24 protein-coding genes and 1 tRNA gene are annotated in these 26,261 nt (G+C 58.5%); 9 read left to right on the top strand and 16 right to left on the bottom strand.

Features of this window, described 5'->3' with window-relative positions:
- Positions 1 to 139 precede the first annotated feature (139 nt).
- Positions 140 to 2,854, top strand: a complete 2,715-nt coding sequence (secA, locus tag ABEB22_RS05085; RefSeq protein WP_339113952.1) for a preprotein translocase subunit SecA — start codon at positions 140 to 142, stop codon at positions 2,852 to 2,854.
- 170 nt (positions 2,855 to 3,024) lie between these two features.
- Positions 3,025 to 3,963 (top strand): hypothetical protein, encoded by a 939-nt coding sequence (locus ABEB22_RS05080; protein ID WP_406870974.1) that lies wholly within the window; start codon positions 3,025 to 3,027, stop codon positions 3,961 to 3,963.
- A gap of 25 nt (positions 3,964 to 3,988) precedes the next feature.
- Here ABEB22_RS05080 and radC read toward each other — a convergent pair whose 3' ends face one another.
- Entirely contained in the window at positions 3,989 to 4,780 is a 792-nt protein-coding gene (radC, locus tag ABEB22_RS05075) for a DNA repair protein RadC (RefSeq protein ID WP_406870973.1), read from the bottom strand.
- A 131-nt stretch (positions 4,781 to 4,911) separates the two neighbouring features.
- On the opposite strand from radC, the gene ABEB22_RS05070 reads away from it, so the two are divergent.
- A complete protein-coding gene (locus tag ABEB22_RS05070; RefSeq protein ID WP_406870972.1) occupies positions 4,912 to 5,718 on the top strand; it encodes a hypothetical protein in 807 nt (268 codons plus the stop codon).
- A 27-nt stretch (positions 5,719 to 5,745) separates the two neighbouring features.
- On the opposite strand, the gene dnaJ is transcribed toward ABEB22_RS05070, so the two are convergent.
- Positions 5,746 to 6,903: a molecular chaperone DnaJ gene (gene dnaJ, locus ABEB22_RS05065; protein ID WP_339113956.1), complete on the bottom strand. Its 1,158-nt coding sequence runs from the start codon at positions 6,901 to 6,903 to the stop codon at positions 5,746 to 5,748.
- 74 nt (positions 6,904 to 6,977) lie between these two features.
- On the bottom strand, positions 6,978 to 8,903 hold the full coding sequence (gene dnaK, locus ABEB22_RS05060) for a molecular chaperone DnaK (RefSeq protein WP_350936666.1): 1,926 nt from the start codon (positions 8,901 to 8,903) through the stop codon (positions 6,978 to 6,980).
- A gap of 153 nt (positions 8,904 to 9,056) precedes the next feature.
- Here dnaK and ABEB22_RS05055 point away from each other — a divergent pair, with 153 nt between their 5' ends.
- Complete coding sequence (locus ABEB22_RS05055; RefSeq protein ID WP_406870971.1) at positions 9,057 to 9,773, top strand: alpha-ketoglutarate-dependent dioxygenase AlkB family protein; 717 nt, start codon at positions 9,057 to 9,059, stop codon at positions 9,771 to 9,773.
- Here ABEB22_RS05055 and ABEB22_RS05050 read toward each other — a convergent pair.
- Complete coding sequence (locus tag ABEB22_RS05050) at positions 9,751 to 10,893, bottom strand: alkane 1-monooxygenase (protein WP_406870970.1); 1,143 nt, start codon at positions 10,891 to 10,893, stop codon at positions 9,751 to 9,753. The two genes, ABEB22_RS05055 and ABEB22_RS05050, sit on opposite strands and share 23 nt — an antisense overlap.
- Positions 10,894 to 10,964: 71 nt before the next feature.
- Positions 10,965 to 12,008 carry an A/G-specific adenine glycosylase gene (mutY, locus tag ABEB22_RS05045; RefSeq protein ID WP_339113960.1) on the bottom strand — a complete coding sequence of 348 codons (1,044 nt, stop codon included), beginning with the start codon at positions 12,006 to 12,008 and terminating at the stop codon, positions 10,965 to 10,967.
- Between the two features lie 152 nt (positions 12,009 to 12,160).
- On the opposite strand from mutY, the gene ABEB22_RS05040 reads away from it, so the two are divergent.
- Complete coding sequence (locus tag ABEB22_RS05040; RefSeq protein ID WP_339114449.1) at positions 12,161 to 12,679, top strand: DUF721 domain-containing protein; 519 nt, start codon at positions 12,161 to 12,163, stop codon at positions 12,677 to 12,679.
- A gap of 3 nt (positions 12,680 to 12,682) precedes the next feature.
- The gene (locus ABEB22_RS05035) at positions 12,683 to 13,357 is read left to right on the top strand and encodes a DsbA family protein (RefSeq protein ID WP_339113961.1); all 675 of its coding nucleotides are present in this window, start codon (positions 12,683 to 12,685) and stop codon (positions 13,355 to 13,357) included.
- Positions 13,358 to 13,456: 99 nt separating this feature from the next.
- Here ABEB22_RS05035 and leuD read toward each other — a convergent pair whose 3' ends face one another.
- The 5 genes from leuD to ABEB22_RS05010 all read right to left on the bottom strand — a co-directional run bounded on the left by leuD (position 13,457) and on the right by ABEB22_RS05010 (position 19,226).
- Positions 13,457 to 14,062, bottom strand: a complete 606-nt coding sequence (gene leuD / locus ABEB22_RS05030) for a 3-isopropylmalate dehydratase small subunit (protein ID WP_339113962.1) — start codon at positions 14,060 to 14,062, stop codon at positions 13,457 to 13,459.
- A gap of 12 nt (positions 14,063 to 14,074) precedes the next feature.
- The gene (gene leuC, locus ABEB22_RS05025; protein ID WP_339113963.1) at positions 14,075 to 15,499 is read right to left on the bottom strand and encodes a 3-isopropylmalate dehydratase large subunit; all 1,425 of its coding nucleotides are present in this window, start codon (positions 15,497 to 15,499) and stop codon (positions 14,075 to 14,077) included.
- 248 nt (positions 15,500 to 15,747) lie between these two features.
- A complete protein-coding gene (locus tag ABEB22_RS05020) occupies positions 15,748 to 16,995 on the bottom strand; it encodes a hypothetical protein (RefSeq protein ID WP_406870969.1) in 1,248 nt (415 codons plus the stop codon).
- Between the two features lie 105 nt (positions 16,996 to 17,100).
- A complete protein-coding gene (locus ABEB22_RS05015) occupies positions 17,101 to 18,486 on the bottom strand; it encodes a TolC family outer membrane protein (protein WP_350936656.1) in 1,386 nt (461 codons plus the stop codon).
- A gap of 89 nt (positions 18,487 to 18,575) precedes the next feature.
- On the bottom strand, positions 18,576 to 19,226 hold the full coding sequence (locus ABEB22_RS05010) for a protein-L-isoaspartate O-methyltransferase family protein (protein ID WP_406870968.1): 651 nt from the start codon (positions 19,224 to 19,226) through the stop codon (positions 18,576 to 18,578).
- Between the two features lie 169 nt (positions 19,227 to 19,395).
- Between ABEB22_RS05010 and ABEB22_RS05005 the strand changes: the two genes are divergently transcribed.
- Positions 19,396 to 19,469: transfer RNA gene (locus ABEB22_RS05005), tRNA-Cys, on the top strand.
- Positions 19,470 to 19,537: 68 nt separating this feature from the next.
- Here the strand turns inward: ABEB22_RS05005 and ABEB22_RS05000 are convergent.
- From ABEB22_RS05000 to ABEB22_RS04990, 3 genes are read right to left on the bottom strand one after another with little or no spacing between them, the layout of a single operon-like run.
- Complete coding sequence (locus ABEB22_RS05000) at positions 19,538 to 20,608, bottom strand: tyrosine-type recombinase/integrase (RefSeq protein WP_406870967.1); 1,071 nt, start codon at positions 20,606 to 20,608, stop codon at positions 19,538 to 19,540.
- Positions 20,595 to 20,849, bottom strand: a complete 255-nt coding sequence (locus ABEB22_RS04995) for a hypothetical protein (RefSeq protein WP_406870966.1) — start codon at positions 20,847 to 20,849, stop codon at positions 20,595 to 20,597. Before ABEB22_RS04995 ends, ABEB22_RS05000 begins: the two co-directional genes overlap by 14 nt.
- Entirely contained in the window at positions 20,836 to 21,045 is a 210-nt protein-coding gene (locus ABEB22_RS04990) for a helix-turn-helix domain-containing protein (protein ID WP_406870965.1), read from the bottom strand. The genes ABEB22_RS04995 and ABEB22_RS04990 overlap by 14 nt, the downstream gene beginning before the upstream one ends.
- Before the next feature lie 108 nt (positions 21,046 to 21,153).
- Here ABEB22_RS04990 and ABEB22_RS04985 point away from each other — a divergent pair, with 108 nt between their 5' ends.
- Both ABEB22_RS04985 and ABEB22_RS04980 read left to right on the top strand, forming a co-directional pair.
- The gene (locus ABEB22_RS04985) at positions 21,154 to 21,570 is read left to right on the top strand and encodes a helix-turn-helix domain-containing protein (protein WP_406870964.1); all 417 of its coding nucleotides are present in this window, start codon (positions 21,154 to 21,156) and stop codon (positions 21,568 to 21,570) included.
- Positions 21,571 to 21,922: 352 nt separating this feature from the next.
- Entirely contained in the window at positions 21,923 to 23,020 is a 1,098-nt protein-coding gene (locus ABEB22_RS04980; protein ID WP_406870963.1) for a potassium channel family protein, read from the top strand.
- Positions 23,021 to 23,123: 103 nt separating this feature from the next.
- On the opposite strand, the gene ABEB22_RS04975 is transcribed toward ABEB22_RS04980, so the two are convergent.
- The 3 genes from ABEB22_RS04975 to ABEB22_RS04965 are packed head-to-tail and all read right to left on the bottom strand — an operon-like array spanning position 23,124 to position 25,997.
- Positions 23,124 to 25,061, bottom strand: coding sequence for an AAA family ATPase (locus ABEB22_RS04975; protein WP_406870962.1), 1,938 nt, complete (start codon positions 25,059 to 25,061; stop codon positions 23,124 to 23,126).
- Positions 25,048 to 25,569 carry an ABC-three component system middle component 5 gene (locus ABEB22_RS04970; protein WP_406870961.1) on the bottom strand — a complete coding sequence of 174 codons (522 nt, stop codon included), beginning with the start codon at positions 25,567 to 25,569 and terminating at the stop codon, positions 25,048 to 25,050. Before ABEB22_RS04970 ends, ABEB22_RS04975 begins: the two co-directional genes overlap by 14 nt.
- Entirely contained in the window at positions 25,566 to 25,997 is a 432-nt protein-coding gene (locus ABEB22_RS04965) for an ABC-three component system protein (RefSeq protein WP_406870960.1), read from the bottom strand. The genes ABEB22_RS04970 and ABEB22_RS04965 overlap by 4 nt, the downstream gene beginning before the upstream one ends.
- Positions 25,998 to 26,261 lie beyond the last annotated feature (264 nt).

The following is a 26,261-nucleotide window of genomic DNA, read 5'->3' as shown; positions in this document are numbered from 1 at the left end:
ACTCTGACAGTCGACCCTTACATCGCCAAGGGTCAAAAAGGCTATCCGAGCCCTTTCTCACATGCTTCTTAGGGGGCGCCAGAAAGCGCGGCAAGGGTAGCTCCACACACGATTTGGTCAGTCCAATTGCGGAGAAGTCATGCTCGGGCTCGGAACACTCGCGAAAAAGGTTTTCGGCACGCCGAATGACCGCAAGGTAAAATCCGTTCGTCCGCTTGTGGCGAAAATCAACGCGCTCGAGGAAGAGTTCGCGGCTCTGACCGATGAGGGTCTCATCGGGAAGACGCGCGAATTCCAGAAGCGGGTGCAGGAGCAGGGCGAGAGCCTTGACGACCTGCTGCCCGAAGCTTTTGCCAACTGCCGCGAGGGTGCGCGCCGTGCACTCGGCCTGCGTGCTTTCGATGTCCAGCTGATGGCGGGGATCTTCCTGCATCAGGGCCAGATCGCCGAAATGAAGACCGGTGAGGGCAAGACGCTCATGGCGACTTTCCCCGTCTATCTCAATGCGCTGGCCGGTAAGGGCGTGCATGTGGTGACGGTGAACGATTATCTCGCGCGTCGTGACGCGGAGTGGATGTCGAAGGTCTATGGCGCGCTGGGTCTGACCACCGGCGTCGTCGTGCCTTTCCAGCCCGATGCCGAGAAAAAGGCCGCCTATCAGGCCGATATCACCTATGCGACCAATAACGAGCTGGGCTTCGACTATCTTCGTGACAACATGAAGAACTCGGTCGAGGAAATGGCGCAGCGCGGTCATTTCTTCGCCATCGTGGACGAGGTCGACTCGATCCTGATCGACGAGGCCCGCACGCCGCTGATCATTTCGGGTCCTTCCGAAGACCGTTCGGACCTCTATATCAAGCTCAACGCCTATATCCCCGAGCTGACCGAAGAGCATTACTCGATTGACGAGAAGGCTCGCAACGCGACCTTCACCGAGGAGGGGAACGAATTCCTCGAGCGTCGTCTGCAGGAAGACGGTATCCTGCCCGAGGGCCAGTCGCTCTACGACCCCGAGTCGACCACTATCGTTCACCATGCCACGCAGGCGATGCGCGCGCATAAGCTGTTCAACAAAGACGATAATTACGTAGTGGCCAATGGCGAGATCGTGTTGATCGACGAACATACCGGCCGCGCCATGAAGGGCCGCCGCCTGTCGGACGGTCTGCATCAGGCGATCGAGGCGAAAGAGGGCGTGACGGTCCAGCCCGAGAACGTGACGCTGGCTTCGGTGACGTTCCAGAACTACTTCCGTCTTTACGAGAAACTGGGTGGTATGACCGGTACGGCCTCCACCGAGGCCGAGGAATTCGCCGAGATCTACAAGCTGGGCGTGGTCGAGGTTCCGACCAACCGTCCCGTGCAGCGGATCGACGAGCATGACCGTGTCTACCGCACTGCTATCGAGAAATATCAGGCGGTGATCGAGGCGATCCGCGAGGCAAATGCCAAGGGCCAGCCGATCCTCGTGGGCACCACCTCCATCGAGAAATCCGAGATGCTCTCGCAGCTGCTGACGCAGGCCGGCATCCAGCACAACGTTCTCAACGCTCGCCAGCACGAGCAGGAAGCCCAGATCGTGGGTGACGCTGGCCGTCTGGGTGCAGTGACCATCGCCACCAACATGGCCGGTCGCGGGACCGATATCCAGCTCGGCGGCAACGTCGAAATGCGCGTGCAGGAGGCGCTGAGCCAGGATCCCGAGGCCGATCCCGAAGAGGTCCGCGCCCGTATCGAGGCCGCGACCGCGGAGGAGAAACAGAAAGTGCTCGAGGCCGGTGGTCTCTTCGTTCTGGCCACTGAACGCCACGAGTCGCGCCGGATCGACAACCAGTTGCGTGGCCGTTCGGGCCGTCAGGGTGATCCGGGCCGCTCTCTGTTCTTCCTGTCGCTGGAAGATGACCTGATGCGCATCTTCGGCTCGGACAAGCTGGAGAACGTTCTGTCCAAGCTCGGCATGAAAGAGGGCGAGGCGATCATCCACCCGTGGGTGAACAAATCGCTCGAGCGTGCGCAGGCGAAGGTCGAGGGCCGCAACTTCGACATCCGCAAACAGCTTTTGAAGTTCGACGATGTGATGAACGATCAGCGGAAGGCGATCTTCAATCAGCGCCGCGAGATCATGGATAGCGACGAGGTGGGAGAGATCGCGGCCGATATGCGCCATCAGGTCCTCGATGACCTGGTCGACCAATATCTGCCGCCGAAATCCTATGCTGATCAGTGGGATATCGAGGGCTTCTCGGCCGCGATCCTCGAGCATCTCAACCTGACCCTGCCGCTGGCAGACTGGGCGCAGGAAGAGGGCGTGGATCAGGAAGTTATGCTGGAGCGGATCGAGGAAGCCTCGGACGCCTATATGGCCGAAAAGGAAGCCGCCTTCGGCCCCGACGTCATGCGCACCATCGAGAAGCAGGTCCTGCTGCAGACCGTTGATGCCAAATGGCGCGAGCATCTGGTGAAACTCGAGCATCTGCGTTCGGTGATCGGTTTCCGTGGCTATGCGCAGCGCGATCCGCTGTCGGAATACAAGACCGAGAGCTTCCAGCTGTTCGAGGCCCTTCTCGAAGGTCTGCGCCTCGATGTGACCCAGCGTCTGAGCCAGATCCGTCCGCTGACGGAAGAGGAGCGCGAGGCGCTTCAGGCCCAGATGTATAACGCCCGCAATGACGAGCCCGAAGAGCCCGAGCCGCAAACGGTGTCCGAAGAGCTTCCGCGGGTCGAGATCGGTGGCATCGCGAAAGAAGGCTTCGACGAGAACGATCCCTCGACCTGGGGCGAGCCGGGCCGCAACGATCCGTGCCCCTGCGGGTCGGGTCTGAAATTCAAGCATTGCCACGGCAAGCTCTGAATTCAGTGGATACAAGCGGAGAGAGGGTGGCAATTTTGCCGCCCTCTTTTCATTTGCGCCATGCTCCCGCCATATCCGTGCCTTTCAGAGAACGCGTTTTGGTTATATCTTGTTAAGTAAGCATTAAGCGCCAAAGAGCGGATGGCCAAAGAGCGAGCAGGCAGAGCGAGATGAAACAGAAGATGCGCGAAATTTCGTTGATTCTGGGCACCGGTATAACAGCCGTGGCTTGCAGCCAGTTCATGCAGCATGCCGACCAGATCTTTGCCCAGCTGGGCGTTTCCACCGCCGATGCAGCCGTGCCCCATATCGCGCGTCCCGTCAGTGACGGGCATCTGGCCAGCGCTCTGGGCACGCGGCCCGTTCTGACGATGGCACCGACGCGGACGCCGGTCTCCGATCTCCCTCTGCCGGAGATGCCGGAGGATCGGATCTACTCGGCCAGTTTCTCGGGGGAGGGCGGTCTTGACCAACCCGCCCAAGCGCGTCTGCAGCTTGCGCAGGCAACCAGCTGCGCGGCGCCTGTTCTCAAGCTCGAGCCCTCGGAAAACGGTATGATTTCGGTGGAGTATACCGACGCCTGCAATGGGGGTGTCGTGGCCAGCCTGACCCAGCCAGGCCTGCAATTCGACGTAAAACTGGACGCGCAGGGCCAGTGGAGCGGGCTCGTGCCTGCCATGCTGGCCCAGGCCCGTCTGACGGTGGCCAGCGCGGGGGGCGTGGCCTCGGCGGGGATCGTACAGCCCGAGGCGGATGACTGGAACCGTGTGGTCCTGTCATGGGCGCGTCCCGTTGCCATGCATCTTTCTGCCAGGAAGGGCGATACGGAGGGCACTCCGGATGGGTATGTCACGCGGTTTTCCGCGGTCGGGGATGGCCAGCAGGCGGAGGTCTATTCGACCCGTCTTGCGCTTGGCGAGACCCGCCTGAGTGTGGATGCGCCGGTCACCGGCGAGAGCTGCGGCCAGACACTCGAAGGCGGTATCGCATGGGCGGACCGGAGCAAGCTACATCCGGTCACAGCCGTCAATCTCATGATGCCCGAATGCGACCAGCAGGGCGGTTCGGTGGTCATGGATCTTCCGGATCTGAGCAAGGCCGGCCAATAAGATAGGTCGGCAAGGGGCATTCCGCTTACAGGAAACCCTCGGCGCGGAAGCTCAGTTCGCGGCTTTTGCCGATGATCAGATGGTCATGCAGCACGATCCCCAGAACGCCTGCCGCACGATTGATCTGCTCGGTCATCGAGATATCGGCCTCCGAGGGCGTCGGGTCGCCCGAAGGGTGGTTATGCACCAGAATGAGCGCCGAGGCGTTCAGCTCCAGCGCGCGCTTCACGACCTCGCGCGGGTAGACGGGGACATGATCGACCGTTCCGCGCGACTGCTCCTCATCGGCGACCAGCGTATTCTTGCGGTCCAGATAGAGCACGCGGAACTGTTCGGTCTCGCGATGGGCCATCGCGGTGTGGCAGTAATCCAGCAGCGCATCCCATGAGGAGAGCACCGGCTGGTGCATCACCTTGGCGCGGGCCAGCCGGTGGGCTGCGGCCTCGACCACCTTCAGTTCGATAATGACCGCCTCGCCAACGCCCTCGATCTCTGCAAGCCGCGAGGGTGGGGCTGCCAGCACCCGCCCGAAATCGCCGAACGCCTGCATCAGCCGATGCGCCAGAGGTTTCACATCCTGCCGCAGGATCGCGCGGAATAGCACCAGTTCCAGCATTTCGTAATCGGGCAGGGCCTGCGCCCCGCCGTCCATGAAACGTGTGCGCAGCCGTTTGCGGTGATCCTTGATATAGGAGGGCAGGCGCACCGATTGGCGCCCGTCCGGAGCCCGCCCCACGGGATGCGGGGCGATGGCCTCGTCTGGATGGCCGAAAAGCGGCATCGGAGCTTCGTTGAAGTGGCGGGGCGACTGTTTCATATCCCCAGAATGCCGTGCGTATGGTGAATAAATCCTTAACCCGTTCACCATCTTCGAACTCAGCTTGCCATTCCTTACACATTCTTCACCACAAAACGCGATCATGGCAGCGGGGTGTAAGGAGCGGTGTGATGATCGGTCTCTATTCGGGGTTAGGAACCCATATTCGCGGCTATCAGACACAATCTGGCCGTGTGCAGGACGTGGCTGTTGTCACGATCTCCGAATCGTCGGTGCGCACGCCCGAGATAACGGTGGAGGAGTCTAAGCTCGCTCGCCCTGTTTCGGCCTCCGAGATGGAACTGGACCTGATGACGAATATCCGTAGCCAGCTGCAATCCGAGATCTCCTCGGCGCAGGCGATGCTGGAGGGCGATAGCGAGGCCGTGCTGACCAAGGAGGCACAGAAAGTCTGGGACAAGGGTGGAGCCGAAGCGCTGTCCGCCTATGTCGGGACGCTGCAGCAGGCTGATACCATTCTCGGGAGCCAGCAGGATTTCCGCACCGCGATGCTGGAAGCCGAAACCGAGGCCGAGACACAGAGCCTGATCGATCAGGCTTTGGGCGACCGCGCGGACCAGATGATCGATGCCAGCCAGAGCAAGGCCGAATGGGGGCGCCAGCGCGCGCTTCTACGCCTGTTCGCCATGACGGGGCAGGATACCGAAGCCGCTATGGCCTTCCTCGAGAAGGGCAAGGAAATGGCGCGGGCGGGTCAGAAAGCCGCGCTTGTGGCCGACATGAAGGACCAGATCGCCAATGGCGAGCTGAATGTATCGGTGACAACCGAAACCGCTTGGTCGCATGAGGCGGTGGGTGTCGAGAAGGTCGAGAGCAAGAACCAGACCTCGATGGTCTACACCAAAGAGCATTACCAGACCGTCTCTGCCTTCGCGCTCTCGTCCGGCTTGTCAGGAAGCTATTCCCGCAGCTATTGAAAAAGCCGCCCCGAGGGGCGGCTTTTCTTATCCGGTCATCCCGTCCCAGAAGCTTTTCACCTTCCGGAAGAAGGACGCCCCTTGCGGGTTATTCTCTGCCTCGATCTTCTCGAACTCACGCAGAATTTCCTTCTGGCGCGTGGTCAGGTTGACCGGCGTTTCAACCGCCAGTTCGATCAGCATATCACCGACCGCGCCACCGCGCAGTGCGGGCATCCCCTTGGCGCGCAGCCGCATTTGCCGACCCGATTGGCTGCCTGCGGGAATTTTCACCCGCGAGCGACCGCCGTCGATTGTCGGCACTTCGACTTCGCCGCCCAAAGCCGCGCTGGCCATGGAAACGGGGATCTGACAGAAGAGTGTCGATCCGTCGCGCTGGAACAGCTCGTGTTCCTTGACCTCGATGAAGATATAAAGATCTCCGGACGGCCCGCCGCGTAGACCTGCCTCGCCCTCACCGGCCAGACGGATCCGTGTGCCGGTCTCGACCCCCGCAGGGATATTGACCGAAAGCGTGCGGTCTTTCTCGATCCGGCCCGCGCCATGGCATTTGCGGCAGGGGTTTTTCACCACCTGACCTTGGCCGCCACAGGTGGGGCAGGTGCGTTCCACGGTGAAGAAACCGTTTTGTGCCCGGACCTTACCCATGCCACCGCAGGTGGGGCAAGTTTGCGGCTCGGCGCCGCCCTCGGCACCCGTGCCATGGCAGCTGTCGCAGCTCTCGGAACCCGGAACATTGATCTGTTTCTGGGCGCCCTTGAACGCCTCTTCCAGCGTCACACGCAGGTTATAGCGCAGATCCGAGCCGCGGGTTGCGCGCGAACGCCCGCCACCACCGGCACGACCACCGCCGCCACCCATGAAATCGCCAAAGAGATCCTCGAACACATCCGAGAAAGCGGAGGCGAAATCGCCCTGCTGGCCGTAGCCCGCACCGGGACGACCGCCACCCATGCCACCATCGAAGGCCGCATGGCCATAACGGTCATAGGCCGCTTTCTTCTCGGGGTCTTTCAGAACGTCATGCGCCTCGTTCACTTCCTTGAACATGGCTTCGGCGTTCGGATTATCCGAATTCCGGTCGGGGTGAAGCTCTTTCGCTTTCGTGCGATAGGCCTTCTTGATCTCTTCGGCCGAGGCACCTTTCTGGATGCCCAGAACCTCGTAGAAATCCTTTTTTGCCATTCTATAGCTCCCTTCGGAGAACATGAAAACGGGCCCGCCCTAGCAGCGGGCCCGTCCACATTGTTCCAAGCCGATCAGTTGCGCTTACGATCTTCGCCGAGATCCTCGAAATCAGCGTCGACGATGTCGTCATCGCTCGGCGAGCGATTGTCGTCTGCTTCTTCCGCGTCCTCTTCCGCCGAAGCCTTCTCCTGCTCGGCCTTGTAGATGGCCTCACCGAGTTTCATCGCAGCGTCCTGCAGGTTGGCGATCGCGCCCTTGATCTTGGCACCATCATCCGACTTGAGAGCTTCTTCCAGCGCGTTGGCCGCCAATTCGATCACCTCGACGGTCGAACCATCGACCTTGTCGCCGTGATCCTCGAGCGATTTGCGGGTCGAGTGCAGCAGGCTCTCGCCTTGGTTGGTCGCCTCGACCAGTTCCTTGCGCTTTTTATCCGACTCGGCGTTTTCTTCCGCGTCACGCACCATGCGATCGATATCCTCGTCGGACAGGCCGCCCGATGCCTGGATGGTGATCTTTTGCTCTTTGTTCGTGCCTTTGTCTTTGGCCGAAACAGAGACGATACCGTTGGCGTCGATATCGAAGGTCACTTCGATCTGCGGCATACCGCGCGGTGCCGGCGGGATATCCTCGAGATTGAACTGGCCGAGCATCTTGTTATCGGCAGCCATCTCGCGTTCACCCTGGAACACGCGGATCGTCACAGCGTTCTGATTGTCTTCCGCGGTCGAGAAGATCTGGGATTTCTTGGTCGGGATCGTCGTGTTGCGGTCGATCAGACGGGTGAACACGCCACCCAGCGTTTCGATACCAAGCGACAGCGGGGTCACGTCCAGAAGAACAACGTCTTTCACATCGCCTTGCAGAACACCGGCCTGGATCGCCGCGCCAAGAGCCACAACCTCATCGGGGTTCACGCCTTTATGGGGCTCTTTCCCGAAGAATTTGGTCACTTCCTCAACGACTTTGGGCATACGGGTCATACCGCCGACCAGAACGACCTCGTCGATCTCGTCCTTGGAGATGCCTGCATCCTTCAGCGCTGCCTGACAGGGCTTGAGCGAGTTCTTGATCAGGTCGCCCACGAGGGTTTCCAGCTTCGAACGGGTCAGCTTCATGACCATGTGCAGCGGCGTGCCGGTTTTTGCGTCCATCGAGATGAAGGGCTGGTTGATCTCGGTCGACTGGCTCGACGACAGTTCGATCTTCGCTTTTTCAGCCGCTTCTTTCAGACGCTGCAGCGCCATCTTGTCTTTGGTCAGATCAACGCCGTGCTCTTTCTTGAACTCGTCGGCGAGGAAGTTGACAATGCGCATATCGAAGTCTTCACCGCCAAGGAACGTGTCCCCGTTGGTGGATTTCACTTCGAACAGACCGTCGTCGATTTCCAGAATGGTGATATCGAAGGTGCCGCCACCAAGGTCATAAACAGCGATGGTCTTGCTGTCTTTCTTGTCCAGACCATAGGCCAGTGCGGCGGCGGTCGGCTCGTTGATGATACGCAGAACCTCGAGGCCCGCGATCTTGCCGGCATCTTTGGTGGCCTGACGCTGAGCATCGTTGAAATAGGCCGGAACGGTGATGACGGCCTGCGTCACTTCCTCGCCCAGATAGGATTCAGCGGTCTCTTTCATCTTCTGCAGGGTCACGGCAGAAACCTGAGCGGGGGAGTATTTCTCACCCTTCACTTCGACCCATGCGTCGCCATTGCCACCGTCAACGATGGAATAGGGCACGAGATCCTTGTCCTTTTGTACTTCGGCATCGGTGGTCCGACGGCCGATCAGGCGTTTCACGGCAAAGATCGTGTTGGTGGGGTTGGTAACCGCTTGGCGCTTTGCCGGCTGGCCGACCAGACGTTCTTCGTCGGTATAGGCCACGATCGACGGCGTGGTGCGTGCGCCTTCGGAGTTTTCAACGACTTTCGGCTGTGCGCCGTCCATGATGGCGACGCAGGAGTTGGTGGTCCCGAGGTCAATCCCGATGACTTTACCCATATCAATACCTCTTCTTTTGGCGATGTCGGGAAACAGGTCCGTCAAGGCCCCTGCCTCCCATCCCAGGGTTTGCAGTTTTAGCTTCCGATAACATTGCACGACCTTTGGCGCGGGCTCTGCAATCGGCTTCGGAAGCTATATAAGGAGGGCAAAATGCTGCTGCAAGGTTTCGAGATGCCCGAAGATGACAAGAATCGAACAGATTTTTCGAACCCGCCTGCAAATTTCCCGCCTGACCCGTCTCTGGTGCGGCCCGAAGCGCGGGAGTTGCGTGGTTTCAGGGTCTATGAGGGCTGGTTCACGCCCGAAGAGCAGGCCGGATTGGTGACGGATCTGCGCGAAATGCTGCGCAAGGCTCCGCTTTTCTCGCCGGTTACGCCCTCGGGCGCGCAGATGTCGGTGCGGATGAGTTCGGCGGGGAATTTCGGCTGGATGTCGGATGCGCGGGGCTACCGCTATGCGCCGCACCACCCGCAAGGGAGCGCGTGGCCGCCGATCCCGCCTGTCCTTACGGCGCTTTGGGGCGCGTTGGTGCCGCAAGCCCGCCCGCCCGAGACCTGCCTGATCAACTATTACGGGCCGGAGGCGAAAATGGGCATGCATCAGGACCGCGACGAGGGCGATCTGAGCCAGCCGGTCGTGTCGGTCTCGCTGGGGGACGAGGCGCTCTTCCGCATCGGCAATCTGGAGCGCGGCGGCAAGACCGAAAGCCTCTGGCTACGCTCGGGCGATGTGGTGGTGATGGAGGGCGCGGCCCGCCTGCGTTATCACGGCGTGGACCGGATCGCAGCGGGCACCAGCCTGCTTCTCAAACAGCCCGGCCGGATCAATCTGACGATGCGCGTGGTCACACCGAGCCGCGTGGATTAGGGAAAAGCCCCATGTTATAGGGCGACCAATCCTCGATATCGGGGTAGAACTGCGACCGCCATGCCCGCACCCGCGGGTTCATCCGTCGCCGCCAGAGGGGGGGGAACATCGCCAGCGTGGTCATTGCCGGATAGCCCAAGGGAAGCTGCGGCGCTTCCGATTTGGCATAGGTCTGCAAAAGCGGGAAACGGCGGCTGGGCTTGTAATGATGGTCGGAATGGCGCTGCAGGTTGATCAGCAGCCAGTTCGAGGCAGTATGCGAGGCGTTCCAGCTGTGATGCGGTTGGACATGCTCGTATTTGCCCTCACCTAGATAGCGCCGTGTCAGCCCGTAATGCTCGATATAATTGGTCAGCTCCAGCTGCCAGATCGCAAAAATCGCCTGAAGTGCAAAGAGGATCACGCCAAAGATCCCGCCCACCATGAAGGCCAGCAGAAGTGCCGCCAGCTGCAGCCCCGCATAGCGCCAGAACGGGTTCGACAGATCCCAATGCGGGCGGCCCGCGCGGTCGAGCCGGCGGCATTCGGCCTCGAGCGCCGAGGTCGGACAGTCTTTCAACACGCGCAGGAAATAGCGGTGGAAGCCCTCGTTATAGCGCGCCGTCACCGCATCGCGCGGGGTGCCCACCCATGAATGATGGACCAGCAGATGCTCGCTGCGGAAATGCGAATAGAGCACCGAGGCCAGCAGCAGGTCGGCCAGCCAGCGTTCCACGGGGTCTTTCTGGTGCATCAGCTCATGCGCATAGACCATGCCGATCGTGCCCGAGATTACGCCTACCCCGAAGAAAAGCCCCACGATTTCAATAAGGTTCATCCCGCTGTCATGGGTCGCGAAATAGATCGTGCCATAGATCACGCAGAGCTGGAGCGGCAGCCATGCCATGGTAATCGCGCGATACCAGAACAGATCCTCCTCGGGCGTGTCCACATCCGGCTGGTCGGCATTCTTGCCAAGGATCTTGTCGAGAAGCGTCACCACCCACCACGCATAGAGCGGCAGCAGGATCAGCGTCCAGCCGCCGAACATCATCTCGATCAGTACCAGCGGAATCGTCCCCAGAGACAGCCAGAAAGGCAGGGCGCGTTCCGGCTGGGCCAGCTCTTCGCGTGTGGACATATCGGGCCTCCGTTATTCGCCGCCAGCATAGACATGATGGGCGCGGGGGTGCAATCGGGCTTGCGCGGCGGCTACTTGGCAGGAGCAGTCTGCGCCGCCTCCCAGACCTTTCGCATCAGCGTGGGCAGATCCTCGGGCGAGAACGCGTTATCGCCCAGCATCCCTTCCATATGGCCGGTTGCGCGATGAACGGTCAGAACCAGATGGAAATGGGTGAATGTATGGCGCACGTCGGTGGGGGCTTGCGTCCAGTCAGCCGTGACGGGAGGCGCGAAAGCGGGGAGCGTCTCGGCCCAGTCGCTGGTCGGAAAGCCCAGCGTGCCGCCCAGAAGCCCGCGATCGGGGCGGCGCTCGACCAGCACCTCGCCGGAGGGGCCAGTGAGCACATAGGCATGGCCCAAGCGTGTGGGCTTCACCTTTTTGGGCGCCTTGACCGGAAGGGTCGCGGCGATACCCTGCGCATGGCCCTCGCAGGCCGTATCGAGCGGACACAACGCACAGACCGGATTGCGCGGGGTGCAGATCGTAGCGCCCAGATCCATCATCGCTTGCGCATGATCGCCCGCACGGTGCGTGGGCGTAACCAACCCCGCCAGCCGTGCGATTTCAGGGCGTGTGCCGGGCAGCGGATCGGTCAGCGCGAAGACGCGCGAGATCACACGTTCCACGTTGCCATCCACCACGGTGGCGGGCTCGTCAAAGGCGATGGAGGCGATGGCCGCCGCCGTATAAGGGCCAATACCGGGCAATGCCTGCAACTCGCGTGCGGTCTGCGGGAACTCTCCGCCCAACTCGAACGCCACAACACGGGCGCATTTCAACAGGTTGCGCGCACGGGCATAATAGCCGAGCCCCGCCCAAGCCGCCATGACATCACCATCCTCCGCCTGCGCCAGATCGGTGACGGTCGGCCAGCGGGTGGTGAAGGCGCGGAAATAGTCGCGCACGGCGGCCACGGTGGTCTGTTGCAGCATCACCTCCGACAGCCAGACGCGATAGGGCGCGGTCCGCAGCCCCTTTGCATGGTCCGCAGGCCCTGTGCGCCATGGCAGAACGCGGGCATTTCGGTCATACCATGCCAGTAGGGCGGGGCTGATATCGGCTACGTCACGCAATATTTATGCTCTCTTATCGGCAAGTGGTTGGTATCGGGCCTCGGAGTGCCTAAAATAACAGTTGAACGCGAGATTGACAGATGGCCGCAAAGAAAACGACGACCAGCGATACGGGGAAAGCGAAACGGGGCAAAGGCTCCGGCTATAACCCTATGTCCTCGCGCCGGATGCGGGGGTTCGAATCCGCCTCCGGCCTGCTGAAAGACCGCATCCGCTCGGTGGGCGAGACGCGGGGCTTTGCCGTGACGCGGCTTCTGACCCATTGGTCCGAGATCGTGGGTGAGGAAATCGCCGCCCAGTGCCGCCCCGTGAAAATCGGCTATGCGCGGGATGGGATGGGGGCCACCCTGACCCTGCTGACGCTTGGCGCCGCGGGTCCGATGATGCAGATGGAGATCCCGCGGATCCGCGAGAAGGTGAATGCCTGCTATGGCTATAATGCGATCTCGCGGATCACACTGACCCAGACCGCGCCCACAGGCTTTGCCGATGGGCAGGCGCAGTTTACCGCAGCCCCCAAGGCGCGGCCCGAACCCACTCCCGAAATCCGTGCACAGGCCCAAGCGACAGCGGCCGATTGCAAGGATCCGGGGCTCAAATCCGCGCTGGAGATGCTGGCGCAGAATGTGTTGATGAAGTCGGCCAAGCGGTCTGACCAGAAGAAAGGCTAACTTATGAACAGACGTTCCTTCCTGCTCGGGATTTCCGGTGCCGCCGTTGTGGCTGCATTGGGGGGCTGGATCAGCAGCCGCGGCCAGAGCGCCATGACCGGCTTTGCAACGCCTGCCGCCGCCGAAGATGCTGCTGACACGCCCAAGGCGGAAATCCTGCCCGATATCCCGATCGGTCAGGCGGATGCACCGGTGACGATCATCGAATATGCCTCCTTCACCTGCCCGCATTGCGCGCATTGGCACGAGACCTCGTGGGCGAAGCTGAAGAAGGAATATATCGACACCGGCAAGGTGCGTTTCATCATGCGCGAGGTCTATTTCGACAAGTTCGGCCTCTGGGCAGGGCTGCTGGCGCAATGCGGCGGCGAGATGAAATATTACGCCGTGGCGGATATGATCTTCGACGAGCAGAAAGACTGGATCGGCGACGGCCAGCAGGCCACGATTGCCGCCAACCTGCGCGCGCTGGGGCTTAAGGCCGGTCTGGACAAGGACGCGATCGAGAATTGCCTCAATGACCAGACCCGCGCCCGCAACATGGTTGCGACCTTCCAGAAACATGCCGAAGAAGACAAGGTGGATGGCACGCCGACCTTCTTCATCAATGGCAAGAAATATTCCAACATGGCTTGGGATGATTTCAAGAAAGCCGTGGATGAAGCACTTGGCGCCTGAGCGCTGTTTCATGTGAAGCAATGAAAAGGGCCGCCCCGAGAGGCGGCCCTTTTCATTTGGGATCGGCGGGGGGAAGCCCCCTGCCTGAGACCTGCCCGTTCAGACCCACGGGCGCGATTGCGCGGCCTGTGCCTCGAAGCTGTCGATGGCGGAGGCCTTGTTCAGTGTCAGGCCGATATCATCGAGGCCTTCCAGCAGGCAGTGCTTCTTGAAAGGATCGACGTCGAACTTGACCACGGTGCCTTCAGAGGTGGTGATCTCCTGCGCTTCGAGATCCACCGTCATGCGCGCATTGGCGCCTTTTTCCGCGTCTTTCATCAGCGTATCAACGGCGTCCTGCGGCAGCACAATCGGCAGCATCCCGTTCTTGAACGAGTTGTTGAAGAAGATATCGGCGAAGGAGGTCGAGATGACCACCTTGATGCCGAAATCCGCCAGCGCCCACGGCGCGTGCTCGCGCGAGGAACCGCAACCGAAATTGTCGCCCGCGATCAGGATCTGGCTCTCGCGATAGGCGGGTTTGTTGAGAATGAAATCGGGGTTCTCGCTGCCATCGCGGTTGTAGCGCATCTCGGCGAAGGCATGCACGCCGAGGCCGGTCCGTTTGATCGTCTTCAGGAAGCCCTTGGGGATGATCATATCGGTGTCGATATTGACCAGCGGCATGGGGGCGGCGATACCGGTAACTTTTTCGAATTTTTCCATTGTCGTCGCTCCTTATGCGTCCGCCAGTTCCATGAACTTGCGCACATCGGTCAGTTTGCCGGTCACAGCGGCACAGGCGGCCATTGCCGGGCTCATCAGATGGGTGCGGCCCTTGTAGCCCTGACGACCCTCGAAGTTACGGTTCGAGGTGGAGGCGCAGCGCTCGCCCTCGGCCAGCTGGTCGGGGTTCATGGCGAGGCACATCGAGCAGCCTGCCATACGCCATTCCATGCCTGCATCCAGGAAGATCTTGTCCAGACCCTCTTCCTCGGCCTGCGCACGGACCAGTCCCGAGCCGGGGACGACCATCGCGCGCACGCCTTCGGCGACCTTACGGCCTTTGAGCACTTCTGCGGCAGCGCGCAGATCCTCGATACGGCCATTTGTGCAGGACCCGATAAACACCACGTCGATCGCGATATCCTCAAGCTTGGTGCCCGGTTCGAGGCCCATATAGTCGAGCGAGCGTTTGGCCGCCTCGACCTTGCCGCCCTTGAACGAGTCCGGTGCCGGAACCTCGCCAGAAATCGGCAGAACGTCTTCGGGCGAGGTGCCCCAGGTCACAACCGGCTCGATCTCTTCGCCTTTCAGCGTGACGACCTTGTCGAAATGCGCGCCCTCATCGGTGAAGAGAGTCTTCCACCAGTTCAGAGCGGCTTCGAACTGCGCACCCTTGGGCGCGTGCGGACGGCCTTTGACATACTCGAAAGTCGTCTCGTCGGGCGCAATCAGACCCGCGCGGGCACCGCCTTCGATGGCCATGTTACACACGGTCATCCGGCCTTCCATCGACAGGCTCTGGATCGCCTCGCCGCAATACTCGATGACATGGCCGGTGCCGCCGCCGGTGCCGGTGGCGCCGATCACGGCCAGCGTGATGTCCTTGGCGGTCACGCCCGGTTTCAGCTTGCCGGTGATCTCGACTTTCATGTTCTTGGATTTCTTCTGGATCAGCGTCTGCGTTGCCAGAACATGCTCCACTTCCGAGGTGCCGATCCCGTGCGCCAGCGCGCCGAATGCGCCATGGGTCGCAGTGTGGCTATCGCCGCAGACGACGGTCATGCCCGGCAGCGTCCAGCCGTTCTCGGGACCGACGATATGCACGATGCCCTGACGGACATCCGATACCGGATAATAATTCACGCCGAAATCCTTGGCATTCTTGTCGAGCGCTTCGACCTGGATGCGGGATTCCTCGTTCTCGATCACGCCGGAGGCACGATCCAGCGTGGTGGGGACGTTATGATCCGGAACGGCAATGGTTTTTTCCGGCGCGCGCACCTTGCGGCCCGCCATACGCAGGCCCTCGAAGGCTTGCGGGCTGGTCACTTCATGGACGAGGTGGCGGTCGATATAAAGCAGGCAGGTGCCGTCTTCGTCTTCGGAAACGACATGGGCGTCCCAGATTTTGTCATAAAGGGTCTTCGGAGCAGACATGGCTCTCACTTTCATAGGGATAGCTGTGGAATTACTCAGGGAGGTTCAGGCATGACACAAGGCCGCCTAAACAGGCGGCGCATCAAAGTCGTGCGAGGACCGAGCGGCTTTCGCCGTAGAAGCGTTCGCGCAGGCGAACACGTTCCATGATGTCAAAAATCCGAGTCATACCCTGCCTATACTCTCCTGCCCCGTGTGCCGCAAGGAAATCTCGGGGCAGGGATGTTGACGTAGTTTCGGCCGAGGACCTATTCGAATTCGCGCGAAATCAGGGCGCGGTTGATTTCCTGCCGCACCAGACGGCGCACCTTGCGGGTGATCTGCTCGCCCAGAGCGCCCTGCAACTCGGCGCGGATCATACGCCCGACCATCTGGCGCAGGGCGTCCTCGTCAAAGACCGGTGCGCCATCGGAGGGGCTCTGCCGTGCAACGCCTTGCCGGGCGCTCTCGGCCGTCAGCTCGGTTGCGGGGCGGGTAAGATGCAGCCTGCGGGTGGCTTCGCGCAGGACATCGACCTCAGCCGCTGCGACAACGGATCCGGCTAGCGCCTCGGCTGCGGTTTCCAGCTCGGGGGGAAGGTCCTCTTCGGGATGCCAGTCTGCTTCCGGCGAGGCTCCGTCCGGCTCGGCGGCCCAGTCCTGCGAGGCGAGATCGGGGTCTTCGCTGTCCGGCTCCTCCACAGCATTGATCCCGGCAGGCTCCGCTTCCGCTGGACCATCATCATCTCCGCCCTCAAAAGCAGGGAAGGCCGTGCCGGTGTCGTCTTCCGGCTCCGTGGCGCCGAATGCCGTCGTTACGGGAGAGGTTGTCTTGCCGGTTGCGGTGCCGCCATGACCGAATGCGTTCAGCGCGCCCGCCAGAGGGGCTGGATCGCCTTCCTCCGGCTCGAAATCCTCCCCGACCGAGGGAAGGAGCGGAGTTTGAGCCGGAGACGGGAGAGGGCTGGCTGGCCGGGTCTGCATATGCGGTTCCAGCTGCAGCACATCATCGGTCATCTCCGGTGCATCGGGGCTGGTGTGATCCATCTCTGCAGCGTCGAAGGCGGCTGTTTCGGACAAATCGGCTTCAGTGTCGGAAATATCGGTCTCCTCGCTCTCGGGCCAGTCATGGGCGGGAGCGGTCTGGTTGACCGCTTCCCATTCCTGATCGAGGCTTTCCTCGGTATCGGCGGAGGCCCCGAAGTCAGTCTCGGCATCCGCGTCCGTCATGGCGCTTTCGGGCTGCGGGGCTTCATCCGTAAAGGGGGCGTCGTCTCCCGCCATCGCGAAGGTTGTGGCTGGGTCATAGGCCTCTGCCGCCTCATCCTCTTCCGCAAAGGAGGGGGCAGGCGCGTCCTCTACCCGATCCGATGCCGTCAGCACAAGAGCCTCTTCCGGCTCGGGATCGGGGCTTTCCGGAGATATGCGCGTGTTGGAACGAAGTGGATCTTGCGCGACAAGACGGCGAATGGAGGACAGGACGTCCTCGATTTCGATCTTTTTCTCGGGCTCGGCCATAGGCTCTCCAATCCGGCAGGCGACCCGGAGAGAGACAGTGCCACCCGGATCCGAACATTCACACAAGGCGGGCCCGGTGGCGGGCCCGCGGAACGGTGGAGGCGCTTATTTCTGGCCGATCGCCTTCAGAACGCGATCGAGCTTCTCGCCCCGGATGCTGGTCAGCGGCGCATTATGCACAACGTTATAATATGCGGCCGGATCGTAGGTCGGGATCCCCAGCTTCAGGTTTTCCACCGTTAGCAAACCCATATTAGATAATAGTTGATAATACGCTACCTGCAAATCGGCCTCGGCGGTGATACGCGAGGCGCGAGCATCCAGAAGATCCTGTTCTGCATCGAGAACATCCAGCGTGGTGCGGGCACCGAGGGTGGCCTCTTCCTTCACGCCGTCATAGGCGACATTGGCGGCGCGGATCTGCTCGTCATAGGAGCGGATCTGGGCACGATAGACGTCGATGGAGGAATAGGACGACAGCACGGCCTGCGCCACATCCACGGCTTCCTGACGCAGTTCCGCACGGGCTGAATCCCGGTTTGCCACGGCCTGACGATAGGCCGAATCCAGTGCACCACCCGAATAGAGTGTCTGGCTCAGCCCGATGCTGGCGGATTGGCCGACATAGCCGCCCTCGTCATTGGAGAGCGACAGCGAACCGGTGACTTCCGGCAGCTTGTTCGCTTTGGCCGATTGGATCGCGATTTCCGAGATCGTCACCGAATGCTGCAGCGATTTGATGCTGGGATGGTTGCGCTGTGCGGTGCTTGCGGCCTCGTCGCGCGATTTCGGTAGATTGGGAGCCTTGGGCAGCGGTGCCAGCTGACCCGGATAATGGCCAGTTGCGGCCTTGTAATCCTCGCGCGCGGTCACGAGCGAGCCCTGCGCGCTTACCAGCGAGGCCTTAGCCGAGGCAAGCTGGGCTTCGGCCAGCGACACGTCCGTGCGGGTGACTTCGCCCACATCGAAACGGTCATTGGTGGCGTTGAGTTCTTCTTGCAGCACGCGGACCGAGTTCTGGTTAATCGAGACCTGTTCCTGCGCGCTCTTCACATCGGAATAGGCCTGAACGGTGGCCAGAAGCACCTGTTGCTCGATCGAGCGCAGGGTCTCACGGGTGGCCAGGACGGCCTCTTTCTGCGAGCTGACGGTCAGGCGGTTGCGCCCGAAATCGAACAGCGTGATCGAGGCGCTCAGTGCGGTCGAGGCGGAGGAGCCTTCGGTGGTCACTTCGCGGCCCGTCGAGGACGACACGCCTTCCGACTTGCTCCAGCCATAATCCGCAGTCCATTGCACGACAGGACGCAGCGCGGCAACCGCCTGTGCAACATTCTCGTCTGCGGCCCGCAGCGTGGCGCGGTTCTGCTCCAGAAGGTTGGAGTTCTTATATGCGGAGATCATGGCATCGGCGAGCGTCTCTGCGCTTGCCATCGCCGATCCGATTGCCATGAACCCTACAGTTCCTGCGGCCAATACAAGTGATTTGAACATTTTGCCCGTCATGCCTCTGCTATGTTATCTGCCCGGCCTGACGGCGAGGGCTTTGGATAGACATCCTGCGATATGCCCGATGGGGCGCGTTACAGGCTGAAACTTTTTACTTTGCGGAAGCCCTCGAGAACCGGCGCTGCTGCGTTGAACACATCCCGCCAGTTCACCACACCATCGGTCTTGGTGCCGATACGCGCGATCCCGAGATTGTTTTCCATGAAGACCGCACCGATCCGGCCGCCTTCCTTGAGGGAGTCGATAATGGCCGAGGGGACCTCCTCGACGGCGCCCTCGATAATGATCGCATCGAAGGGGCCGTGTTGCGGCGCGCCCTGTTCGAGCGCGTTTTGCACCACTGCGATATTGTCGACTTCGGCAGCACCCAGGGTTGCTTCGGCCTGTTTGGCCAGCGGATCTTCCTCTACCGCAACGACAGCTTCGGCCAGATGCGCGATCACGGCGGAGGAATATCCGTATCCGCAACCCAGATCGAGCACGAGGTCGGTTGCGGTGATGTTCAGGGCATCCAGCAGCTTGGAGAAAATGCGCGGCTCGAGCAGAACGCGGCCGGGCGCGAGTTCGAGATTTTCGCCCAGATAGGCGACCTCGCGCAGGGAATCGGGCACATAGCTTTCCCGCGGGACATTCAGCATGGCCTCGATGATCGGAAATTTCGTTACATCATTGGGCCGGACTTGGGTGTCCACCATGACCACGCGGCGCGTTTCGAAGTCCTGCATTTTGCTAAACTCTTCAGTCTGGATTGTTGTGCCATTACTTACATAGAAAGCTTTTCGGGGCAAGTTAGGCATTGTCTCAGGGTGAAGATGTGAAAATCAATGCTGCTTGGGTGTCACACCCTCTTGCGCGACCTTGCACAATCGGTTAGACCGCGCCTCACCACTGGCTGGCGAGTTGGCGGAGTGGTGACGCAGCGGATTGCAAATCCGTGTACACCGGTTCGATTCCGGTACTCGCCTCCATCTATCTTCAAGCACTTGCGTCACTCCTTTCAGTGTAGCGGCCTTGCCGTTTACATACGCGTTTACATTCATCGCAAATTTTCTTGCTGTTTGGCGCGCTCAAGCTTCCTGCTCACCTCGTCACTTTCGTCTGGGCTAACGCGAGCGTAAATTTCGATCACTTGCGATGCGTAGCGGACAGACCACCCCATCAAGGTTGCAATTTGGCGTAGAGAGAGGTCCGCATTGAGCAAGCGAGTAGCCGCTGTGCCCCGTGTATCGGCTAACGTTTTCTCGCGGCCATCTTCCCAAGGCGGTATCTTGGCTTCGCGCCGCCACTTAGTGATTTGGTTGGAGGCCCAGCGAGCAGATAGGTGATGGCCAAGCTGGCTGACAAGAAGTGTCTCTTGTCCTACTGGCGTCGCTTCAACGAGCTCCGCCAAGCCAGTAGTCACGGGGATATATGCAACCCGGCCACGCTTGCCTGTCTTGAAGCGCAGGCGTTTCCCAGACCGGGTGTCTTCGAAGTGATCAATCCGAACCTGCACCAAGTCTGACACTCGCAGTCCGGTCTCACAGCCCAACAACAGGATGCGCTGCACCCAACCTGGCGCCACCTTCTTAAATGCCTCAATGTCTGTCGGGGTCCACACGATCTCGCTACGATTTGAGGAGTAGAGTTTCTTCAGGCGATTACAGTGGTGCTCCTTGATCCGTCCTTCACTGACGGCCCAATTTAGGAGTTTGACGGCATGAGTTCCCGCCATGTCATACTGCTTCGGTGAATGAATCCAGCGCTTCCGCCAAGCATTAAACTCCGCCCGAGACGCAGGTTCTTCGAACATTGCGACCGGATCCTCGCCAAACTCGACTTGGAATCGCTTCACCCAGAGTTCGACATCTTCCCGCGAGCGAGCCTTTGGAGGCATCGCGTCGCCGCTCAGGAACTCCTCAACGAGCTGCGCCACCAAATACGCATGCTGCTTTGGCTTAGAAGTGCTCGCAGCAAACGCTTGGAAAAAGTCAGGCACGCGAGGGGTGCGTACCATGTCCTCCCAGAACTTCGGGCCGCCGCGCCAAGCATAGAAATGATACTTATAGCCTGCTGAAACTTTGCGCCGAACTCGATGCACTCCTTTTGGCAAGTCACTGCTGCGCACGGCGCAACCTCCGCTGAGCCACCAGCCCAGTCTCTTTGCCCTCGCCTTCCGCGGGGTGGGTCGGGATGTGCTGGGCCTTGTCCAGCTGGAATCGAACGTGAACGGGGTCGAAGTAGTGCGGATTGCGGCGGATCGGCTGGATACCGACGCGTGCGCAGAAGTTCCGGAAAGGTCCGCTGGAGTTCGCAAATCCTAGACGCGTCGCCAGTTCATGGGCGGACATCAGTTCAATCATCGGCATCACCTGCGCTCCTGCGATCAAGGGGAGCCACGGTATTCCGCTCAAGAAACTCGTCTATCGCTTCTGGCGGGATCAGATTCCTTCGGCAGACCCGAACGTACCGCAACTCCCTGATGGCCATGAGTTCCCTCACCTTTCGCACAGAGATCGCCAGCTTCTGTGCAACCTCCGCCGTCGTAAGCAATGTTTGAGCCATATGTTGCCCTCGTGATGCTTCTGGTACTAAATGGAAGCGAGACGCATCTAATGCGCTCATATACGCCCAAGAGGGCCATATTTGGCACTTTTATATAAGAACGGATCAATGTCTACCACTTTTGAAGCGATAGGCGATAGGCTGCGTAGGCTCAGGAGCGGAGCAGGTCAGACCCAGGCTGAGTTCGCTGAAACTTTGGGGACCTCCCTACGCTCCTACAAAGGTTATGAAAGCGGCCAGCGCGAGCTGCCAACCTCCATAATTCTGCGACTATGTGAGTTTAGTGGTGTCTCACCTAGCTGGCTCTTAACTGGCGAGCGCGACCGACTCAGCCCGGAAGCCCTGGACGCGATCCGCCTCTCCTTGCGCTCAGGGCTGGAACACCTTCGAGCGCAAACGAACATATCGTCAACCGATGCCTGGGCAGATTACCTTCTTCTCCTGACGAAACTAAGTGAGAAGCAAAAACACTTCATTAGCTCGGAGGACGCCCAAGCTATCTTGATGATCGGGGAGAAAAAATGAGAGCTCCAGACTATGCTAACAGGGACGACGTATCGCTGTATCGCCCAGAACAGGCGGCCCAGCTCATCCTCGCGCAAAAGACACTACCAGTTAGGAAACGCGCGCAGTTAATGTGTCGAGTAGCAATATTCTTGGCGATAATTTGCACTGGCATTTTTGTATCCGGGGTAGCGCCACGCAGCATTAATGTTGCGGCTTGGGCCTGTTGCCTCATTTTTATCTGCGCCGCAGCGGCGATTGACCACCTTCGGCGGGAACTGCTCCGTTTGAAGTGAACAGGGTGAATACCCAGCCGCCCCCTCGAATGGGATGTTTGACATGAAACCCACCAATTTTGAAGTGAAAGCACGAAGTGACCGAAGAACCTAACGATGAATTTCATGACGCCCGCCCCCATTCCAAGCCATTCTTGACGACGAGGATTGGTCAGTTTGTCGATAAGGCCGCTTACGTAGATATCATCCTTTCGGTGTTATTTATCTTTTCGATCTCGTCGGTGTACTTCACCTTCGCTCCACCCGACCACGGCCTATCGTCGAATGGCGAGGTTATCGATGTCTCATTTCCAGATTCCGTGTACTTTTCCTTAGTCACCTTCACCTCTCTGGGATATGGCGATATGGCTCCAGTCGGCTTCGGTCGATTCGTGGCCAGTATGACCGTAGTGGTAGGCCTTTCATTTTTTGCACTGATTATAGGGAAAATCGCCTCAGAAAGAACCCACGCAACTCTCACGCTACTTCATCGGAGTGATGTGCAGCGCAGGCTGTCCGCGTTTTCATCAGAGATAGAGAGTTTTCGCTCAGACTTGGATAAGCTAGCTGAGAACGGCGAAGATAAATTACTTCGGCAGCGGCTCAAGGATTTGCAGGCGCAAACGAGTGCGGCCTCCGGATATCTAGTTTTCAATCTCCATCAATCCGTTTCCCTGTACCATGGAAATAATAGCGGAATTACGCGACTGTTCTCGGAGCAACAGAAGCTCCAAGAGACTTTAATAAGCCTCCACAAGCGCTACAGCCAAAGCGGTGAGGACAGCGTTCTTCGAAGGTCGTTGAATATCGCATCAATACTTCCATGGACCTCCAATTACTTTATTGAACATCTGCAGGCTGGCGATCCAGCAAGGTCATATGCGGAAAGGATTCTAGCATATGGATCAAGGTTCATCAGGGGCAATAATAGAGAAAGCCAAACACCGAACATACCTAAGTCGTGGCTGGAAACTAGAGAACGCATGAAGCTCAATATAGATGAGCTGACTTCGTGGCGAAGAACTAACTATACTTCGGATTTGCAGAATAAAGTTTATGAAGCATTGCCTGCGGGCCCAAAGTCGAACTGGCCCAAAGACACCAACAAAAAGATTTCGCTGAAACTTAATATCTCTATAAAAGCGACCGGAAGGTATATTGATCGCCTCACCAACAATGGCTCCATTCCCAAATGACAACTGCTTAACCCATCGGAGTGTTGGTAAGAAAGGCGTTGCTAGAATATGTCGGGCGAAAGAGAGGGGCGGGCTATCAGCTACCCCTCTCTCAAGATGCCTTTTACTGCACCTTACCGCTTTTAAGATTCAACGTATGCGATCCCTTCGGATAGTGCTTACCTACAATTAGATCGCTATCTACGAGTTCTGGCGAAAGTTTGGATGTCGCGAATATTATCTGATGTCGAACCTTTTGCTTCGCCGACCTTTCTACGAGTCTTTCTTGCAGCTTGTGGCTTCGGCTTTCTTCCATCCCCTTGTCTTCGATCGTGTCGATCAAGCACATTCGAAAGTGCCGGAAATACTTCTTCTCTAGCGCCGCGAACATCAAAGAGGTGGTGAAGCTCGTTTTAAGAACAGCCCGAGAGCTTGCAGAGAAATAGCTCTCTCCATTCACACTGATCTTATTAGAGCCAAAGTCAAAGTCTATATGATCAGGTTTCTGAAAGTTAGCGTCTCTGGGCAAGTCACCTGTCAGGAACCACTTGATTTCTTTTGAAATGAGGAGATATGCCTCATCCATCCTCTTCTGCAAGGCTATTTCTAGCGCTTCATTTTCATCTTCCATTTCCTGTATAAGCGCTGAAATTTTCGATTTCTCGGCTGAAAGTTCCGCTACGCGTCGGGCAATGGACGATGATTTCCCAAGGTCTTCGAGTTCGCGCTCTAGATATCCTCTCCGCACCTGAAGTTCACTCATCAAGTGTTGTGCTTCAGTGACTGGTCGTGATTTCACACGGTCCAAGCGTCGCGCCGAGGACTGCCAGCTAGAATATGCCGCTTCGTATTTGGCCTTAGCCTCCGATACACGAGCTTGTTTTCGCTCGAGAACCTGCCCAGTTTCACGAACCTGCAGTGCAAGTTCGTTAATGACGGAAACCATTTGTTCTCGCTGCTTGTCGGGATCGAGGGGTGCTTTACAGAGGTGACAAGCGTGGTCACCTTCCGGGACCAATGGCTCGAAGCATGCCGGACAAACGTCAAATGAGATGCTTCCTAACTCCGATTGCACGACCTCCGAGTTTCTCAGATCATCCAGTTTCCGCTCTAAGCTGGCCAGATACTGCTTGAAGTCTGAAACCGAAAAACTCAGGCTGTCTAGCTCAGCTTTGCTGTCGACGAATTGACTCTGAGATTCGACAAAATCCTCGTAAGCAGATTTCTGAGCCTGGAGCACAGTTGGATCGACTGAGGCAGTGAGCATTTCGCGCTCTTGCTGAGAAATCCTCTCATCTAAATCTTTGATGCTTTGCTCTAACTTGAGAGTTCTCTCTTCAATTCCAGATAACGTGAAGCTCTCTTCAGTTGCACCGAACGCCCGAAAAATACCTTTCATTTCGGAATCTAGCGCTGCGAATTTTTTTTCGCTTTCTCTAATCTTGAGCTTGTTCTCTAGTACTTTCGTTTCTTCCGACCCGCAGATTAGTCGCCCTACGGCATCGCGTATGACCGGTTGATCCCAGCTGTCGTCCGTTTTAAACAAGCTGCTCGCCGCACTCTGCTGATCTGCATAGTGTAGGCGCAGCAGCTGGTTGATAGTCAGCTTTCCCGAGGACTCGTTGACGACTTCTGGGATATCCAAAAGGCGGAACAAGGCTTGAGAGAAGCTCTCTGCGCCTTTGCCATTTGCGCTCCGCGCGTATGGGTACCGCTTCCACTTATCTTGCGAAGCGCTAAGTCCGTCAGAAAGTCGACCCCCAAATATCTCCATCTGCGCATTTCCAGATCTTGAGATATCGCGTGCCAAGGTGGCAGGCATTCCATTGACCTCCACCTCAACAAGTGTCCGAGTGCAAAGTAGCGCCTCTTTGCTCCAGTCGTCTTCATTGATCACTCCCCCTAGGGAGTAATAAAGAAGATTCAATATAGTGGATTTTCCAGCACCGTTAGCACCGCTGATAATGTTTACGCCGGACTTAAAATCCCCTTGGTAGGCTTCAAACCCATCTTTCTCAACAAGGAACTTGGTAACAAGTAGGCTCGGATCAAGTCGCGTCATATCTATATTCCAGAAGTCCAGTTCTGTGCTTCAGGCCATTCTCACCTTGAAGATCGTACTCAGCAATAAGCGTCTTAATCGCGCGTACGAGCTCTTCGTTTCGCTCGTTCTCTAGCTCTATCCTTTCGAGAAGAGGGGATGGCACTTTCTTGTCAGTCCTCTTCACTTCTCCATCCACCCACGCATCGTGATCGATGAGCTCATTCTTTGCTAGGCTGCTGATCGCGGCGACTTGGAAAGGATGAACTCGTTGGAATAGGAGCTTTCGATCAGGTATCTTCCCATACGGCTTTCTATCTGCATATTTTTTGCCGACGCTTCTCAACCATTGATGGCCCTGCTTGTAGCGAATTTCCGAGCCCGCCAAAAAAAATGGAAATACAAAAAAGAAATCGCAGATACGAAACGCATCAAAGTTGACAGATTCTTCCAGACCTTGCGTTATCTGAAGTCCACGGAAGACGGCATTGAAAGGATCAAAAGCAGGCTGGTATGACAGTTGGGTCATTTGTGCCACTTAATGAAACATCTATCGGCGAGCCAGTAGAGCATGCCAATAGCTCGCGTTGAATTGAGGCGAAACTGAGTAACGCCAGCGCAATCTCTTACGGTAGGATCGAGAACAATCTCATCAATCAGCATGTCAGCGTCGACAAGCGAGACTTCTAAAAAATGAGGCTTAGCCCGCCGGTTGAAACGCCTCTCAACTCTGGCCAAAACTTCTGCGAATATTTCTTGCGCAGATGCGTAAAGCGCCCATTCTTCGAGCAGCCGCTCAAACTCGACTTTCTGTTCCTGCGCCTGCATCCAAAGGTCTGATCTTTGACCCTTTTCGAGTTTTGCTTTCAACCCCACCACTCCGTCCTCCGCCTCACGACGGCGCTTAAAGTAGGCGAGATTCGCGACATCGTCTGAAATGACCTCTTCCGCGTCCATTTCGACGCCCAACCTCTCGGCTAGCGAGTCGATGACACCTCGGGCGCTATTATGGTCAGGAAAGTGGTAATGAACACTCTGCTCAGAGTAATCTCCGGCGACGACATTACGGCCCGCGCTCGCACCACGCTGATCAGTGCGTTTAGGAATTAAATTTGACATGCACTGGGGTTAGCGTTTGTTGCCGCCTACAATGTCGCGGCCAGCTTTTGCATTGTTTTGATTAACAATCGACCCACTGCCGGACACACTGTTTCTAGTAAT

It is taken from the genome of Thioclava sp. 'Guangxiensis' (assembly GCF_045348365.1).
GTDB lineage: Bacteria > Pseudomonadota > Alphaproteobacteria > Rhodobacterales > Rhodobacteraceae > Thioclava > Thioclava kandeliae.
The sequence above is the reverse complement of the archived record's forward strand: the minus strand, read 5'-3'. Positions and strand labels throughout refer to the sequence as shown.